This window comes from Nonomuraea rubra (assembly GCF_014207985.1).
GTDB classification, from domain to species: Bacteria; Actinomycetota; Actinomycetes; order Streptosporangiales; family Streptosporangiaceae; genus Nonomuraea; species Nonomuraea rubra.
In genome coordinates this window covers 8,489,611-8,503,387 of record NZ_JACHMI010000001.1, presented here as the reverse complement: position 1 = coordinate 8,503,387, position 13,777 = coordinate 8,489,611, and the positions used below count along the sequence as shown (strand labels likewise).

Genomic DNA, 13,777 nt, shown 5'->3' with positions numbered 1-13,777 from the left:
GTGGGTCAGTCGGCCTCGGGGAAGCCGATGGAGAAGGCCGCGTCCAGGTCGTGCTTGGAGTAGGCGCGGAAGGCGATGTGCGTCTCCGTGTGCAGCACCCCGGCGACCTTGTTGATCCGCCCCGGCACGACCTCGGCGATCTCCTCGTACGCCGCGACCCGCACCATGGCGAGCAGGTCGTACTCGCCGGTGATGGAGTAGACCTCGCTGACCCCCTCGATCTCGGCGATCGTCTGGGCGACCTCCGGGATCCGGTCTACCTCTGCATTGATGTGGACGATAGCCGTGACCATGTATCAACTCTATCGTTTCACCTCAAAGGTCGCCCCTCCCGAGGGCGGCGTTGGTCGAGATGCCGGTAAGCGAGGTCAATGCGGGCCTTGTGCCGCCCGGCGCCGAAGGCGGGCAGGCTCCACTCGCCCTCCACCTCCACCAGCCGCACCCCGGGCGACTCCAGCCACCGCAGGATGCACTCGGTCTCCTCCGCGCTGGCCGCGTGCACGGGCCCGGGGCCCGGGATGACGACCTCGGCGGTGGCCTTCAGCGAGGCGACGAAAGGGGTCGGGTGGGTGCCCTTCTGCATGACCCCGGCGGCGGCGAGGCGGCCGTAGCGGACCACGTGGATGTCCCAGCCGCCGCCGAAGGCCGGGCTGGCGGCCACGAGCTGCGGGATGCGGGTGATGGCGCTGAGCCGCTGCATGCGGGCCGCCGTGCGGACGAACGCGGCCAGCCGGTCACGGTCGACCGACGCCTCCTCGTAGCGCTGCTCGACCGACAGCCGCTCCATGCGGGCCGACACGGCGCTGAAGACGGTGGACGCGTCGAGGGTCATGGCGCGGCGGGCGTTCTCGACGTGCACGGCGTACTCCTCGGGGCTCTCCCTGCCCTCGCAGGGCGCGCCGCAGCGGCCCATCTCGTGCAGCACGCACGCCGCCCGCCGGGTGCGCAGCGTGACCGGCTGGGTGCACTGGCGCAGCGGGATGGCCTCGTGCAGGGCGATCCGGGCGTCGTCGGCCAGGCGGGCGCTGGTGAAGGGGCCGAGGTAGGTGGCGCCGTCGTCCTTGAGGTCGCGCACGATCGACAGCCGGGGGAAGGCGTCGGTGGTGAGCTTGAGCCACAACATCTTCTCCGGGAAGCGGGAGCGGCGGTTGTAGCGGGGCTTGGCGCCGCCGATCAGGCGCAGCTCGCGTACCTCGGCCTCCAGCCCGGTCGAGCAGACGATGTGCCGCACCCGCTCGGCGATGCCGATCATCTCGCGGATGCGGGGACGGGTCTCGCCGGCGGTGAAGTAGGAGCGCACGCGGTTGCGCAGGTTGGTGCTCTTGCCGATGTAGAGGACCTCGCCGCGCTCGTCCTCGAACATGTACACGCCGGGCGCGTGCGGCACCGACTCGGCCAGGTGGCGCTTGCGCTGCTGCTCGGGAGTGGGGGCCCGGACGAACGACTTGAGCTCCTCCAGCGTGTGCACCTGGAAGGAGCCGGCCCGCTCGATCAGCCCGTGGAGCACGTCCACGGTGGCCCTGGCGTCCTGGAGTGCGCGGTGGCACGGCTCGACGGGGCTGCGGAAGAACCGCGCGAGCGTGGCAAGCTTGGCGTTGGGCGTCTCGTCGCGGGTCAGCACCCGCCTGGCCAGGTCGACGGTGTCGACGACGGGATTGGCCGGCGGGGGGTAGCCGAGCGCGGCGCAGGCGGCCTTGACGAATCGGGTGTCGAACCCCGCGTTGTGCGCCACCAGGGTGGACCCGCGGATGAACTCCAGGAAGCTCGGCAGCACCGACTCGATCTTGGGCGCGGCCACCACCATGGCGTCGGTGATGCCGGTCAGCACGGAGATGAACGGCGGGATCGGCCCGCCTGGATCGACCAGCGTCGAGAACTCGCCGAGCACCTCGCCCGCCCGCACCTTGACCGCCCCGATCTCGGTGATGGCGTCCTCGGCGGGCGAGCCGCCGGTCGTCTCGAGGTCGAACACGACGAACGTGACTTCGCTCAGCGGCGTGCCGAGCTCGTCGAGAGTGCCTTGAACCGGATCCACGAACCAAGACCATAGAGAGCCGGACCGACAGGAACGAGTAAGCACCCCTCTTGATCCTTAGTTACCCTTCCCTTTATGTCCGCGGGAAGACTTGCCGGCCGTTACTCCCTGCTCCGCCCGCTGGGCGCGGGCGGCATGGGGAAAGTGTGGCTGGCCAGGGACGAGATGCTTGATCGCGAGGTCGCGGTCAAGGAGCTCACGCTGCCCGAGGGCATGTCCGACAAGGAGCGCCACGACCTGGTGACCAGGGCCGTGCGCGAGGCGCAGGCCATGGCGCGGCTGCGCCACCCCGGCATCGTGGCGCTGCACGACGTGGTCGTCGAGCAGGAGCGGCCGTGGCTGGTCATGGAGCTGCTGCGGGGCCGCACGCTGGCCGAGACCGTGCGCGACTTCGGCCCCATGCCGCCCGACTACGCGGCCAGGGTCGGCGCCGACGTGCTCGAGGCGCTGATGGCCGCGCACGCCCAGGGCATGCAGCACCGCGACGTCAAGCCGGGCAACGTGTTCCTGACCGAGAGCGGCCGGGTGGTGCTCACCGACTTCGGCATCGCCAGGCAGGAGGGCCAGGCCACGCTCACCGAGCAGGGGCTGATGATCGGCTCGCCCGGGTTCATCGCGCCCGAGCGGCTGGAGGGCGAGCCCGGCGGCCCCGCCGCGGACCTGTGGTCGCTCGGCGCCACGCTGCACGTCGCGCTGATGGGCGTGCCCGCCTACGAGGGCTCGGCCGCCCAGCGCATCCGCGCCACGCTGACGCAGCCGGTGCCCGCCATGCGGGGCCCGCTCGGGCCGCTGGTGAGCGCCATGATGGCCTACCGGCCCGCCGCCCGTCCCGATCCGCGCCTGGTCGTCCAGGGGCTGCGGCAGGTGGCGGCGGGCGGTCCGGCGCCGCAGTTGCAGCTCAACGCCGATGTGACGGCGCCGCGCGCGGCGCGGCGGCGCGGCCGGGCCGCGCTCTGGATCGCCGCGGCGGCGGTGGTGGTGCTGGCGGCGGCGGGCGCGACCGGGTTCGTGCTGATGAACCGCGGCGGCTCCGGCGCGTTCACCGTGCCGATGGACGTCTGCACGCTCATCTCCCAGCAGGAGGTGGGCAGGGTGCTGCTCACCCAGCGGCCGCCCGCGGGCGTGCCCGGCTCCGACGAGGTCGGCCCCAAGTGCGGCTGGCCGCTGACCGGCACCGGCGTGGGCCTGCAGGTGCAGAAGGACTCCGACACGGTCGACCCGTGGTCCATGACCGAGGGCTCGGCCCGCACGCTCTTCCGCAACCAGCAGCGCTACTGGGCCAAGTACGACACCGTCGACTGGAGCTGGCCCGAGATCGGCGTGAAGCAGGCGATGCGGGCGGCGCGCACGCCGGTGCGCCAGGTCACCGGCGTCGGCGAGGAGGCGTTCGGCTTCGAGCTGAAGGGCCCCACGGGCCGCATGATCTCGGCCCACGTCTACTACCGGCTCGCCAATCTGGTGGTCAGCGTGGAGTACACCACGCTGAGCGACAAGCCGACCGACGAGGACATCAAGCAGGCGGCCCTGAAAGCCGCGCAGGCGAGCGAGCGGGCGTTGCGCGATGCCCGGTGACCTCTACCTGCTGGCGGGCCGTTACCGGCTGATCGAGCGGCTCGGGCAGGGCGGCGCGGGCACGGTGTGGCGGGCGATCGACGACATGCTCGACCGGCAGGTCGCCGTCAAGCAGGTGCGCGTGCCCGAGGGGCTGGGGCCGAGGGAGCGGGCGGAGTTCGCCGACAGGGCCATGCACGAGGCGAGGTCCGCGGGGCGGCTGCGCGACCCGGCGATCGTGCTCGTGCACGACGTGGTCCTGGAGGGCGACCAGCCCTGGATCATCATGGACCTGACCACGGGCCGCTCGCTGGACAAGGTGATCAAGGAGCGGGGGCCGCTGCCGCCGGGCTTCGTGGCCGCGGTCGGGCTGCGGGTGCTGTCGGCGCTGGAGGTCGCGCACGCGCACGGCATCCTGCACCAGGACGTCAAGCCCGCCAACATCCTGCTCGACGCCGACGGCACCGCGATGCTCACCGACTTCGGCATCGCCGCGCCGATGGGCGGCAGGGGCGACATGTTCGGCAGCGCGGGCTCGCCCGGCTACATGGCTCCCGAGCGGCTCAACGAGCAGCCGTCCGGCCCGTCCGCCGACCTGTGGTCGCTGGGCGCGAGCCTGTACACCGCGGTGGAGGGCCGCGCGCCGTTCGAGCGGGCGCTGCCCGCCGCCGTCGCGGCGGCGGTGCTGCTGCACGAGCCGCCGTTCCCCGCCCGTGCGGGGCGCGAGCTGGGCGGGCTGCTCATGGCCATGCTGGCCAAGGACCCCGCCGCCCGCCCCACGGCGGCCCAGGTCCGCCAGGTGCTGACCGCGCTGACGGGGGCCGGCACGGCTCCCGGCCATCGCCAGCAGCGCCATCGTCAGAAGCGTCCCCGCAGGTGGTGGCCGGTGCCGGCCGCGCTCGCCGCCGTCGTCGCGCTGGGCGCGGGCGGCTGGTACGCCGCCGCCGCGCTCACCAGGCAGGAGACCGGCAGGTACACCACCGCGCCCGACCCGTGCACCCTGCTCACCGACGCCCAGGCCGCCCGGCTCGTGAAGGGCACCCCGAAACGCAGCCTCACCAGGCCGGGCGAGTGCCAGTGGCTCATCCGCGAGGGCACGGTCCCCGCCCGCAGCCTCGTCGTACGCATCTGGGCCGAGCGGCCCAACCGCGACCTCGGCGGGCCCGAGGTGGCGCAGCGCCGCTTCGCCAGCGAGAAGAGCACCCGCGCCGCCGCCGAGGGCCTGAGCCAGCGGCAGGCGTACGGAGCGGTCACCGCCATCACCGGCGTGGGCGAGGCGGCGATCACGCAGAACGGCTTCAAGTTCTACCTCAACTCCACCACGAGCGGCAGCGCCGACAGCATCCTGCTCTTCCGCACGAGCAACCTGCTGGGCGAGGTGCGCTGGCGCCGCGAGGATGTGCCGGTCGACGGCTCGCCAGGCAAGGACGCGGCCGACGCGATGGCGGACCCGGAGACGGCCATCGCCGCCGCCCGGCTGATCACGGCGGCGCTGGCCAAATGAGACATAGCGAGCAAAGACGCTGCAAGCACCTTGCAAGTGGCGTGACTACCATGTCTCCCCGCAAGTCAGGGCAACCCCAGGAGTCCCAGTGAACCCCGGTAGCGAGTTCCAGCCGCCCAACACCCCTCACCAGGTGCCAGGCAGGCCGTTCCAGCCGCCGGGCCCGCCTCCCATGCCGCCGGGCGGCATGCCTCCCATGCCACCGGGCATGCCGCCGACCATGCCCTCCATGCCCTCCATGCCCTCCATGCCGCCCATGCCGCAGCCCCCACCGCCCCCGCGCCGTCCGGCCTGGCTCCTGCCCACCCTCGCCGCCGCGCTCGTCGTGCTGGTCGCTGCGGGCGGCGTGGGGGCCTACTTCGTGTACGGCAAGGTCTCCGGGGGTCCGGCTCCCACCGGCACCCGTTCCTCCTCGCCCGCCAAGCAGCCCGCCGCCGCCGCGACCGCTCCCGACGTGTGCGCCATGCTGCCCGAGGAGGAGGCCGAGCGGCTGGTGCCCGGCGCGACCGTGGCCAGGTCGTCCCGCGACGGCGACTACACGGTCAACTTCGGCTGCAACTGGATCAACCAGCGCATCTCGTTCGGCGAGTTCTGGCGCAGCCGGGAGATCGACGTCAAGATCGAGCAGCACAAGGGCGAGGGCGCCAAGACCGGCCGGGCGATGGCACAGAGCTCGTACGAGGTGGAGTACCGGGGCGGCAAGTTCGGCGAGACCGCCAAGCCGTCGCTCGACCCGGACGAGAAGGAGTACATCTCCCCGGTCAAGGACATCGAGGGCGTCGGCGACGCCGCGTTCGCCCAGTACACCTGGCGCCGCGACGGCGAGCTGCTCTGGTACGCCTACGGCACCGCGCACGCCCGCGTCGGCGACATGACGATCGAGGTCAAGTTCCAGGCGGGCCAGCAGCGCAAGGACGCGCAGATCCTGAGCAACGAGAGCACGAAGGCGGTCACGGAGGAGAACGCCATCCGCGAGGTGAGCGGGCTCGTCGGGCACATCGCCAAGGGCGTGGCGGCCTGGCAGGCGCAGAACCCCGGCGTGCTGGCCAAGGCCGAGCCGTCGGCGGCGGCCACCGTCTCGCCGACCGTCAGCGCGACGCCCTCGCCCACCGTGCTGGCCTCCTTCCCCGCCGACTGCCAGGCCGTGACGGAGACGGCCACCCGGCTCGTGCCCGAGCCGGTGACCCGCGCGCGCGGCACCGCGGTCGGCGACGACGGCCAGACCGAGTGCCGGTGGCTCAACCGGGAGCTGTCCGGCGGGCCGGGTGTCGCGAAGATCCGTAGCGCGCTGATCACCGTGCACCGGTTCACGAACCGGGCGGGGGTGGCGGACGAGCCCGCCGCCAAGGCGTACTACGCCGGCGAGTACGGCCGTGCCAAGACCACCGCCAAGTCCTCGATCGGGGCCATCACCTGGGGCGCGCTGACCGACGTCGAGGGGCTGGGCGACCAGGCGTACCAGCAGTACGTGCAGACGAGGAGCGGCGAGGTCTCCGCCTCCAGTGGCTCGGTGATCGTCCGCCGGGGCCCGGTGGTGGTCACCGTCGACTACTCCGGCCACCAGCGGCCCGAGGGCGAGGCGACCAACTCGCCCGAGGTGAAGATGATGCCCGAGAAGGAGGCGATGGCCGGCGCGCTCACCCTGGCCAGGGCCTACCTGGAGAAGACGCCCGGCAGCTAGCCGGTTTCGTGACCCTGACTCATGATCTGCGGCAACGGTTAATGCGGCTGCAACCCGGTTGCAAGCGGGACAAATACGGTTATGTCTGCAAGCACCTGAGCCGCGCGATCATGTTTGTCCAGTACAGGGGCATGGGCAAACCGTGGGGGATCTCGCGGCTCATTGCTTTCCCGGGTCAGGAACGGCTCCAGCAACCCCGGGACGGCCCGCGCCGCCAGGTCGAGCCCGTCGCCGCGGCCCACGTCCACCACGTCGTAGTGACCCCGGCCCGCCGCCGTCGTCGCCGAGACCGTCAGCAGGCCGGAGCGCCGCTGGAAGTACGACTCGGTGAAGGTCCAGCCCGCGATGCCCCTGCGGTCGAGCGCGACCGTGCGCCGCACCACGGCGCCCCTCCTGGCGACCAGATGGCGGGGGCTGAGCGCGTGCCCGAGGCTCGCGGCGCTCGTCACGGCGTGCCACAGCCCGTACGCCAGCACCGCCACCGGCACCAGCCACGCCCAACCGCCCGCCCAGATACTCACCCAGGGCCACGCCGCCGCCACGCCGGCTCCGGTGACCAGTGCCGTGACCAGCGCCCGTACCAGCCGCCTGCGCCTGGCCGCGGCGGGGTGCGCCACCAGCGCGGGCACGCCGGCGCCGGCGATCGCCGCGGCGACGCGCACCGCCAGGGCGCGCGGCATCGGCGGGGTGAGCGCGGCGGCGTCCTCGGTCTCGTCGCCGGAGCTCTTGCCCAGCCCGGTGGCGATGGACCTGAGCCGGGCGGCGCCGGCCAGCCGCAGCAGCAGCGGCTCGCCGAGCTCGACGCCGCGCAGCCTGCGCTCCTCCAGCGTCAGCGACCGGCTGGTCAGCAGGCCCCTGCGCATCCTGAGCCGGCCCGGCTCGCGTTCCAGCCGGTAGCGGGCCCACGACTCGGCGAACAGCAGCATCGCGCCGAGCACGCCCACCACCAGGTTCGCCGCGAGCACCAGCGGGACGGTCACCAGCGGTTGCGCCACCAGCCACTCCCACAGGCCCGTCGCGAGCCGGGTGGTGAACCTCTTGAGCCCGAACGAGTCCAGCGCCTTGTACAGCGCCCCGAGCACCACGGCCGCGCCCGTGAACGTCCACACCGACAGCGGCGCGTACCGGATCCACGACCAGCTCAGCTCCGCCAGCGGCCCGCCGCCAGGCTCGGCCTGCTCGCCCTGGTGCAGCAGGGTGCGGCGCAGGGCCTCGGCGTCGTGCCTGCTCAGCGGGTCGAGCTTGAGCTCCGAGCCGCCTTCCGCGTGCTCGCCCGTGCCCACCTTGGCCACGGTCAGGCCGAAGATCCGGTTCACCGGGTCGGCGCGGAGATCGACGCTGCGTACCCGGTCGCGCGGGATCGAGCGGTGCTGGCGGACCGTGATGCCGGAGCGCAGCTCCAGCCGTTCGGAGGTGAGCCGCCAGCGGGTGGTGCGCAGCCTGAGCACGTCGTACGCGACCACGCCGGCCACGATCAGCACCGCCGCGCCCGCGCAGGCCGCCACCATCCCGCCCACCGGCCAGTCGCGGCCCGCCAGGAAGCGCACCAGCCCCGCCGAGGCGCCCGCCACGAGCGCCAGCGACTTGACCGCAGACGCCCACAGGCTCCGCCGCGCCAGCCCCTGCCACCCGCCGTCACCCGCAGGGTCCGTGTGCCGCTCCGCCGCGGCCGGGGACGTCTCGTACGGGCTCACGTCGCGTCCCCCGGAGTCGCCTGGGTGATCGCGGTCAGGCGCTCGGCCAGCTCGGCCGCCACCTCGTGATCCAGCGCCTCGATCTTGACGGCCCCGGCGGAGGACGCGGTGGTCACCGTGACGTCCGCCAGCCCGAACAGCCGCTGCACCGGCCCCCGCGCGGTGTCGACCCGCTGGATGCGCGACATCGGCGCCACCCGCCAGGTGTGCGTCAGCACCCCCTTGCGCGTGTAGACGGCCTGGTCGGTGACCTCCCACCGCTCCACCCGGTACGCGGCACGCGGCGCCACGACCGCCACCACCAGGCAGCCCGCCGCGAACACCCCCGCGGCCACGCCCAGCCACACCGGCCGCTCGGTGAACAGCCAGTACGCCGCCACGGCCGCCCCCGCCACCGGCACCATGAGGATCAGCCACTGCACCGTCCACCAGGCCACGGCCCGCGGATCGACCTGATGGCGCGGCGGCCGCAGCCGGGTCGCGCTCATTGCCCGTCCTCCGCTCTGTCCATGGACTCGGCGACGGCCAGCAGCGCGAACCCGAGCACCCCCATCACGATCGTCGCGAACACCTCGTATCCCTCCAGGAACGGCAGCAGGTTGACCACGAGCAGGTCGTGGGCCCACCGCCACCATCCGAGCAGGCCGTTCACCAGGCCGCCCACCCCTTGCAGGACCAGCAGCCAGCCGAACACCCTCAACACCGCTTGCATGCCGTCCAGCCTCGCCCGGCCGCCCGGCCGCCCGCGTCGGCCGTTGGTCTCGGCAGGCACCGACTTTGGTCGGTGTCGCCGCACCCGGGGAAGGGCCTAACCTCGATGAACGTGACGGAACTGCGGGGAGACGGCGCCGCCACCTCCGAGTACCGGTGGGCGCTGCCGTCGGTGCTGCTCGGCGACGGCAGCGCGGGCGGGCGCGTGCGGCGCTCGACGCGCGACTGGATCGTCGACATCCTGCTGTTCCTGCTGGCGTGCGGCCTGACCTTCCTGTCCCTGATCGAGCTCAGGGCGCAGCACCCGCCGGAGCCGCTGATGTTCGCCGAGCAGGTCACCGGGGCGCTGTCGTGCGCGGCGGTGTGGCTGCGGCGCAGGTGGCCGGTCGCGCTCGCGGTGGTCACCGGCCTGCTCTCCTCCTACCTGGAGATGCCCGGCGGGGCGTCGGTGGCCGCGCTGTTCACGGTGGCGGTGCACCGCCCGTTCAAGATCTCCGGGCCGATCACGCTGTTCAACCTGCTCACCCTCATCCCCTATGTCTCGCTCCGGCCCCAGACCGAGCTCGACCGCACCTGGACGGCGGCGCTCGGCGTGGCGATCGTGCTGACCGTGTTCGCCTGGGGCATCGTGATCAGGGCCAGGCGGCAGCTCGTCTGGTCGCTCAGGCAGCGCGCCGACAGCGCCGCCGAGGAGGCCAAGCGGCTCGAACGCGAGCGCATCGCGAGGGAGATGCACGACGTGCTGGCCCACCGCATCTCGATGCTGAGCCTGCACGCGGGCGCGCTGGAGTTCCGCCCCGACGCGCCGCCCGGCGAGATCGCCAAGGCGGCCGGCGCGATCAGGGCCAACGCCCACCTGGCGCTGCAGGACCTGCGCGAGGTGATCGGCGTGCTGCGCCACTCCACCTCCGAAGGCGAGGGCGGCGAGGGCGGCGAGGGCACGGTGCCGGAACGGCCGCAGCCCACGCTCGCCGACCTGCCCGCGCTGGTCGAGGAGTGCCGCCACGCCGGCATGGACGTACGGCTCGACCTGCGGGCCGACGGCGCGCCCGAGGGGCCGGGCCGCAACCTCTACCGCATCGTCCAGGAGGCGCTCACCAACGCGCGCAAGCACGCGGGCGGCGCGCCGGTGACCGTCACCGTCGAGGGCGCCCCCGGCAAGGCGCTGTCGGTGGAGGTGCGCAACCCGCTGGGAGGGCGCCATGGCGGGCTCGGGGTGCGGCACGGCGCGCGCATCCCCGGGGCGGGCGCCGGGCTCATCGGGCTGACCGAGCGGGCGGAGCTCGCCGGCGGCAGGCTGGAGCACGGCGCGACGCCGCAGGGGGAGTTCGTGGTGCGCGCCTGGCTGCCGTGGCCGGTGGAGACGACTCAGGAGGACGACGCATGACCGCCGACGGGCCGAGCACAGGGCCGATCACCGGGCCGATCAAGGTGCTGATCGTGGACGACGACGCGATGGTGCGGGCCGGGCTGTCGATGATCCTCGGCGGCGCGGCCGACATCGAGATCGTCGCGGAGGCCGGTGACGGGGCCGAGGTGCCGCCGCTGGTGGGGGCGCACCGGCCCGACGTTGTGCTGATGGACATCCGGATGCCCGGCATCGACGGGCTGACCGCCACCGAGACGCTGCGCCGTACGCAGGAGCCGCCCGAGGTGGTGGTGCTGACCACCTTCCACGCCGACGCGCAGGTGCTGCGGGCGCTGCGCGCCGGGGCGGCCGGGTTCCTGCTGAAGGACATCGCGCCCGGCGACCTCGTGCAGGCGATCAGGAAGGTGGCCGCGGGCGAGCCGATCCTGTCGCCCGCGGTGACGCGGCAGCTCATCACGCACGTCTCCGACGGCGGCGGGCCGGGGGAGCGCGGCGAGCGCGCCAGGAGGCTGCTCGGCCGGCTCAGCGAGCGGGAGCGCGAGGTGGCCACGGCCGTCGGGCAGGGCAAGTCCAACGCCGACATCGGGCGCGAGCTCTACATGAGCGTGCCCACGGTCAAGGCGCACGTCTCCCGGATCCTCACCAAGCTGGGCCTCAACAACCGGGTCCAGGTGGCGCTGCTCGTCTACGACGCGGCTTCGTAGCCGGCCAGCAGCTCCTCGATGGTGGCCCGGTGCAGCACCAGATCGTCGGGGTCGTCCGGCATGGGCAGCTCGCCGAAGTGGATCCTGCGGTGCCAGATCCTGGCCATGATGACGCCGTGCCGCAGCGCCGCGTACAGCTCGTAGAAGTCCAGGTCGCGCGGCTCGTAGCCGGTCAGCTCGCGGTAGGTCGCGCAGACGTCCTCGCGGCGCATGAAGCCCGGCATGCCGGGCAGGCCCGCGCTGACCGTGATGTCCTGGAAGAACCGGTGCAGGAAGATCATCCAGGACAGGTCCAGCTCGCGCGGCCCGATGGCGGCCATCTCCCAGTCCAGCACCGCGACCGGGTCGAAGCCCTGGTACATCACGTTGCCGATCCTGGCGTCGCCCCATGTCAGCACGTCGGGGCCGGGGTCGTCCGGCCAGTGCGCCTCCAGCCAGCCGAACGCCCGCTCCAGCAGCGGGACCCGGCGCTTGCCGTGCGCCCATTCGTAGTAGGCGCGCTGCGCCTCGACGTGCGCGCGCAGCCCGGCGGCGCCGAACGGGGCCAGCTCCTCCGGCGTGAACGGGGTCTGGTGCAGCGCCGCGACGATGCCCACGCTGGCGTCCTGCAGCCGGCGCTGGTCCGCGGGGGAGGCGTCGTGCAGCCAGCCGCCGAACGTGTACGGCATCACGTCGGGCGGCACCTCGCCGTCGGCGCGTTCCATGACGAAGAACGGGGTGCCGAGCGGGCCGGGGTCCGGCTCGAACCACAGGGGCCTGGGCGCTGGGATCCCAGCTTTTTCCCTGGCCAGGCGCATCATCTCGAACTGGGCCCGAAGATCGTAGGAGGGAAAAACCGGAACGGCTTCCACCGCAGGTGCGAGCCTGGCTACGCAGCGCGTACTCCGCCCGTCCCAGGTGGCGGTGAAGAACAGGGTCTCGCTCGAAAGGCCGTTCTCGGACGGTCTGGACATCTCGGACACCGAGGCGTTCGCGCCGACCCGGGCGCGGAGCCAGACGGTGGCACGTTTCCGCAGTTCTTCGAGGTCACGGGTGGAAGTGCGCAGCTGTTCCGTCACAGGGTGCCTCCCGGATGGACATGTGCCCTTCGACAGTCGTATACCCCCTAGCAAGCGCTTGTCCATATTCGGGCGGCCGTTACGGTCAGGTACGCAACAGCCGTACCCTTGTCTGAAAGGGCATGTCACGAAGGGACAAGTGGGATGAGTTCAGCGGGTGAAGGCCTGTCTCGCCCGCTTCCCGAGCAGGTGCGGCTCAATGTCGTGGATCTGGCTTCCCAGGTTCTCGGGTCGATGCCCGCTGCCACCATCCCGCCTCCGCTGCGCGGCATCGCCAAGTTCGACCCCCGCAAACGGGCCAAACTCGGCAGCGCGCCCATCGCGGCGCAGCTCGAGAACGACAAGAAGTTCCGCGAGCTGGTCGCCGAGTCCGTGGCCGCCGGCTGGCCCGAGCTGGTCGCCTCGCTGGCCGAGGGCAACGTGCCGCCCGCCGCCGACCCCGTGCTCGTGGCCGCGGCCGCGTACCTGACCCGGCCGCCGGGCTGGGCGGAGATGATCGAGACCGCCCGCGCCGACCTGGAGCAGTCGGCGGTGGCGGCCGAGGACCTGGAGCGCGAGGAGACCGTCACCCGGCTGCGCGAGCAGCTCGCCGCGCAGAAGAGCGCCGCCAAGGAGGAGGCCGACCGGCTGCGCGAGCAGATCAAGGCCGCCCGCGCGGAGAACTCCGACCTGCGCCGCAAGCTGCACGACGCGCGCGAGCGCGCCAAGGCCGCCGCGCGGCGGGCCGAGGAGATGGAACGCACGGCGGAGGAGGCCAGATCGGCCGCCACGGCCGCGGGCAGCGCCGGCGAGTCCGAGCTGCGGCGGCTGCGCGAGCGGGTGGCCGACGTGGAGAAACAGCTGGAGGCCTCGCGCCGGGCCGCCCGCGAGGGCAGGAGCATCGAGGACGCGCGCATCCGGGTGCTGCTCGACGCCCTCCAGGACGCCTCGGCCGGGCTCCGGCGCGAGCTGGCCCTGCCCACCACGATCAGCCGGCCCGCCGACTCGGTCGCGGCCGTCACCGGCGAGCGCCCCGGCGTGCGCGGCGTGCCCGCGCGCGCCCTGGCCGACGACGACCCGCAGCTCCTCGACCAGCTCCTCGCGCTGCCGCAGGTGCACCTGATCATCGACGGCTACAACGTCACCAAGACCGGCTACGGCACCCTCACCCTCGCCGACCAGCGCACCCGGCTGATGACCTCGCTGGGCGGGCTGGTGGCGCAGACCAGGGTCGAGGTGACGGTGGTGTTCGACGGTGCGGAGCTCAACGCGCCCGTGCAGGTGGTGGCGCCGCGCGGGGTGCGGGTGCTGTTCAGCGCGCCGGGGGAGATCGCCGACGACCTCATCCGGCAGCTCGTCCGGGCCGAGCCGTCCGGCCGGGCCATCGCCGTGGTGTCGTCGGATCGGGAGGTGGCCGAGTCCGTCAGGCGGATGGGCGCCAGACCCGTTCCGTCTGGCTTGCTGCTGCGCCGGCTGGGCCGCGCATAAATT

12 protein-coding genes are annotated in these 13,777 nt (G+C 73.0%); 6 read left to right on the top strand and 6 right to left on the bottom strand.

The window, feature by feature from the left end; translation table 11 throughout:
* Positions 1 to 5 precede the first annotated feature (5 nt).
* Positions 6 to 293 (bottom strand): Lrp/AsnC family transcriptional regulator, encoded by a 288-nt coding sequence (locus tag HD593_RS38645; RefSeq protein ID WP_043638385.1) that lies wholly within the window; start codon positions 291 to 293, stop codon positions 6 to 8.
* Between the two features lie 17 nt (positions 294 to 310).
* The gene (locus HD593_RS38640; RefSeq protein WP_185106907.1) at positions 311 to 2,035 is read right to left on the bottom strand and encodes a DEDD exonuclease domain-containing protein; all 1,725 of its coding nucleotides are present in this window, start codon (positions 2,033 to 2,035) and stop codon (positions 311 to 313) included.
* Between the two features lie 75 nt (positions 2,036 to 2,110).
* Between HD593_RS38640 and HD593_RS38635 the strand changes: the two genes are divergently transcribed.
* The 3 genes from HD593_RS38635 (at position 2,111) to HD593_RS38625 (ending at position 6,771) form a co-directional block, all read left to right on the top strand.
* Positions 2,111 to 3,607, top strand: coding sequence for a serine/threonine-protein kinase (locus tag HD593_RS38635; RefSeq protein ID WP_185106905.1), 1,497 nt, complete (start codon positions 2,111 to 2,113; stop codon positions 3,605 to 3,607).
* Entirely contained in the window at positions 3,597 to 5,090 is a 1,494-nt protein-coding gene (locus HD593_RS38630; RefSeq protein WP_185106903.1) for a serine/threonine-protein kinase, read from the top strand. The genes HD593_RS38635 and HD593_RS38630 overlap by 11 nt, the downstream gene beginning before the upstream one ends.
* A 229-nt stretch (positions 5,091 to 5,319) precedes the next feature.
* Positions 5,320 to 6,771, top strand: coding sequence for a hypothetical protein (locus HD593_RS38625; protein ID WP_185106901.1), 1,452 nt, complete (start codon positions 5,320 to 5,322; stop codon positions 6,769 to 6,771).
* A 38-nt stretch (positions 6,772 to 6,809) separates the two neighbouring features.
* On the opposite strand, the gene HD593_RS38620 is transcribed toward HD593_RS38625, so the two are convergent.
* The 3 genes from HD593_RS38620 to HD593_RS38610 are packed head-to-tail and all read right to left on the bottom strand — an operon-like array spanning position 6,810 to position 9,177.
* Positions 6,810 to 8,465, bottom strand: a complete 1,656-nt coding sequence (locus HD593_RS38620) for a PH domain-containing protein (RefSeq protein WP_185106899.1) — start codon at positions 8,463 to 8,465, stop codon at positions 6,810 to 6,812.
* Positions 8,462 to 8,953 (bottom strand): PH domain-containing protein, encoded by a 492-nt coding sequence (locus tag HD593_RS38615; protein ID WP_185106896.1) that lies wholly within the window; start codon positions 8,951 to 8,953, stop codon positions 8,462 to 8,464. Before HD593_RS38615 ends, HD593_RS38620 begins: the two co-directional genes overlap by 4 nt.
* Entirely contained in the window at positions 8,950 to 9,177 is a 228-nt protein-coding gene (locus tag HD593_RS38610; RefSeq protein WP_185106894.1) for a hypothetical protein, read from the bottom strand. The genes HD593_RS38615 and HD593_RS38610 overlap by 4 nt, the downstream gene beginning before the upstream one ends.
* Positions 9,178 to 9,288: 111 nt before the next feature.
* Between HD593_RS38610 and HD593_RS38605 the strand changes: the two genes are divergently transcribed.
* Complete coding sequence (locus HD593_RS38605; protein ID WP_312904013.1) at positions 9,289 to 10,563, top strand: sensor histidine kinase; 1,275 nt, start codon at positions 9,289 to 9,291, stop codon at positions 10,561 to 10,563.
* On the top strand, positions 10,560 to 11,249 hold the full coding sequence (locus tag HD593_RS38600; protein WP_185106890.1) for a response regulator: 690 nt from the start codon (positions 10,560 to 10,562) through the stop codon (positions 11,247 to 11,249). Before HD593_RS38605 ends, HD593_RS38600 begins: the two co-directional genes overlap by 4 nt.
* Here HD593_RS38600 and HD593_RS38595 read toward each other — a convergent pair.
* Positions 11,231 to 12,307 (bottom strand): phosphotransferase family protein, encoded by a 1,077-nt coding sequence (locus HD593_RS38595; protein ID WP_312904012.1) that lies wholly within the window; start codon positions 12,305 to 12,307, stop codon positions 11,231 to 11,233. The genes HD593_RS38600 and HD593_RS38595 overlap by 19 nt on opposite strands.
* A 144-nt stretch (positions 12,308 to 12,451) precedes the next feature.
* On the opposite strand from HD593_RS38595, the gene HD593_RS38590 reads away from it, so the two are divergent.
* Complete coding sequence (locus tag HD593_RS38590; protein WP_185106887.1) at positions 12,452 to 13,774, top strand: NYN domain-containing protein; 1,323 nt, start codon at positions 12,452 to 12,454, stop codon at positions 13,772 to 13,774.
* The last annotated feature ends 3 nt before the right edge of the window (positions 13,775 to 13,777 follow it).

Excerpts from the sequence above, each read along its gene's own strand:
- HD593_RS38600 (WP_185106890.1), top strand. The coding sequence starts at position 10,560 with ATGACCGCCGACGGGCCGAGCACAGGGCCGATCACCGGGCCGATCAAG.
- HD593_RS38625 (WP_185106901.1), top strand. The coding sequence starts at position 5,320 with ATGCCCTCCATGCCCTCCATGCCGCCCATGCCGCAGCCCCCACCGCCC.
- HD593_RS38610 (WP_185106894.1), bottom strand. The coding sequence starts at position 9,177 with ATGCAAGCGGTGTTGAGGGTGTTCGGCTGGCTGCTGGTCCTGCAAGGG.
- HD593_RS38645 (WP_043638385.1), bottom strand. The coding sequence starts at position 293 with ATGGTCACGGCTATCGTCCACATCAATGCAGAGGTAGACCGGATCCCG.
- HD593_RS38615 (WP_185106896.1), bottom strand. The coding sequence starts at position 8,953 with ATGAGCGCGACCCGGCTGCGGCCGCCGCGCCATCAGGTCGATCCGCGG.
- HD593_RS38635 (WP_185106905.1), top strand. The coding sequence starts at position 2,111 with ATGTCCGCGGGAAGACTTGCCGGCCGTTACTCCCTGCTCCGCCCGCTG.
- HD593_RS38630 (WP_185106903.1), top strand. The coding sequence starts at position 3,597 with ATGCCCGGTGACCTCTACCTGCTGGCGGGCCGTTACCGGCTGATCGAG.
- HD593_RS38590 (WP_185106887.1), top strand. The coding sequence starts at position 12,452 with ATGAGTTCAGCGGGTGAAGGCCTGTCTCGCCCGCTTCCCGAGCAGGTG.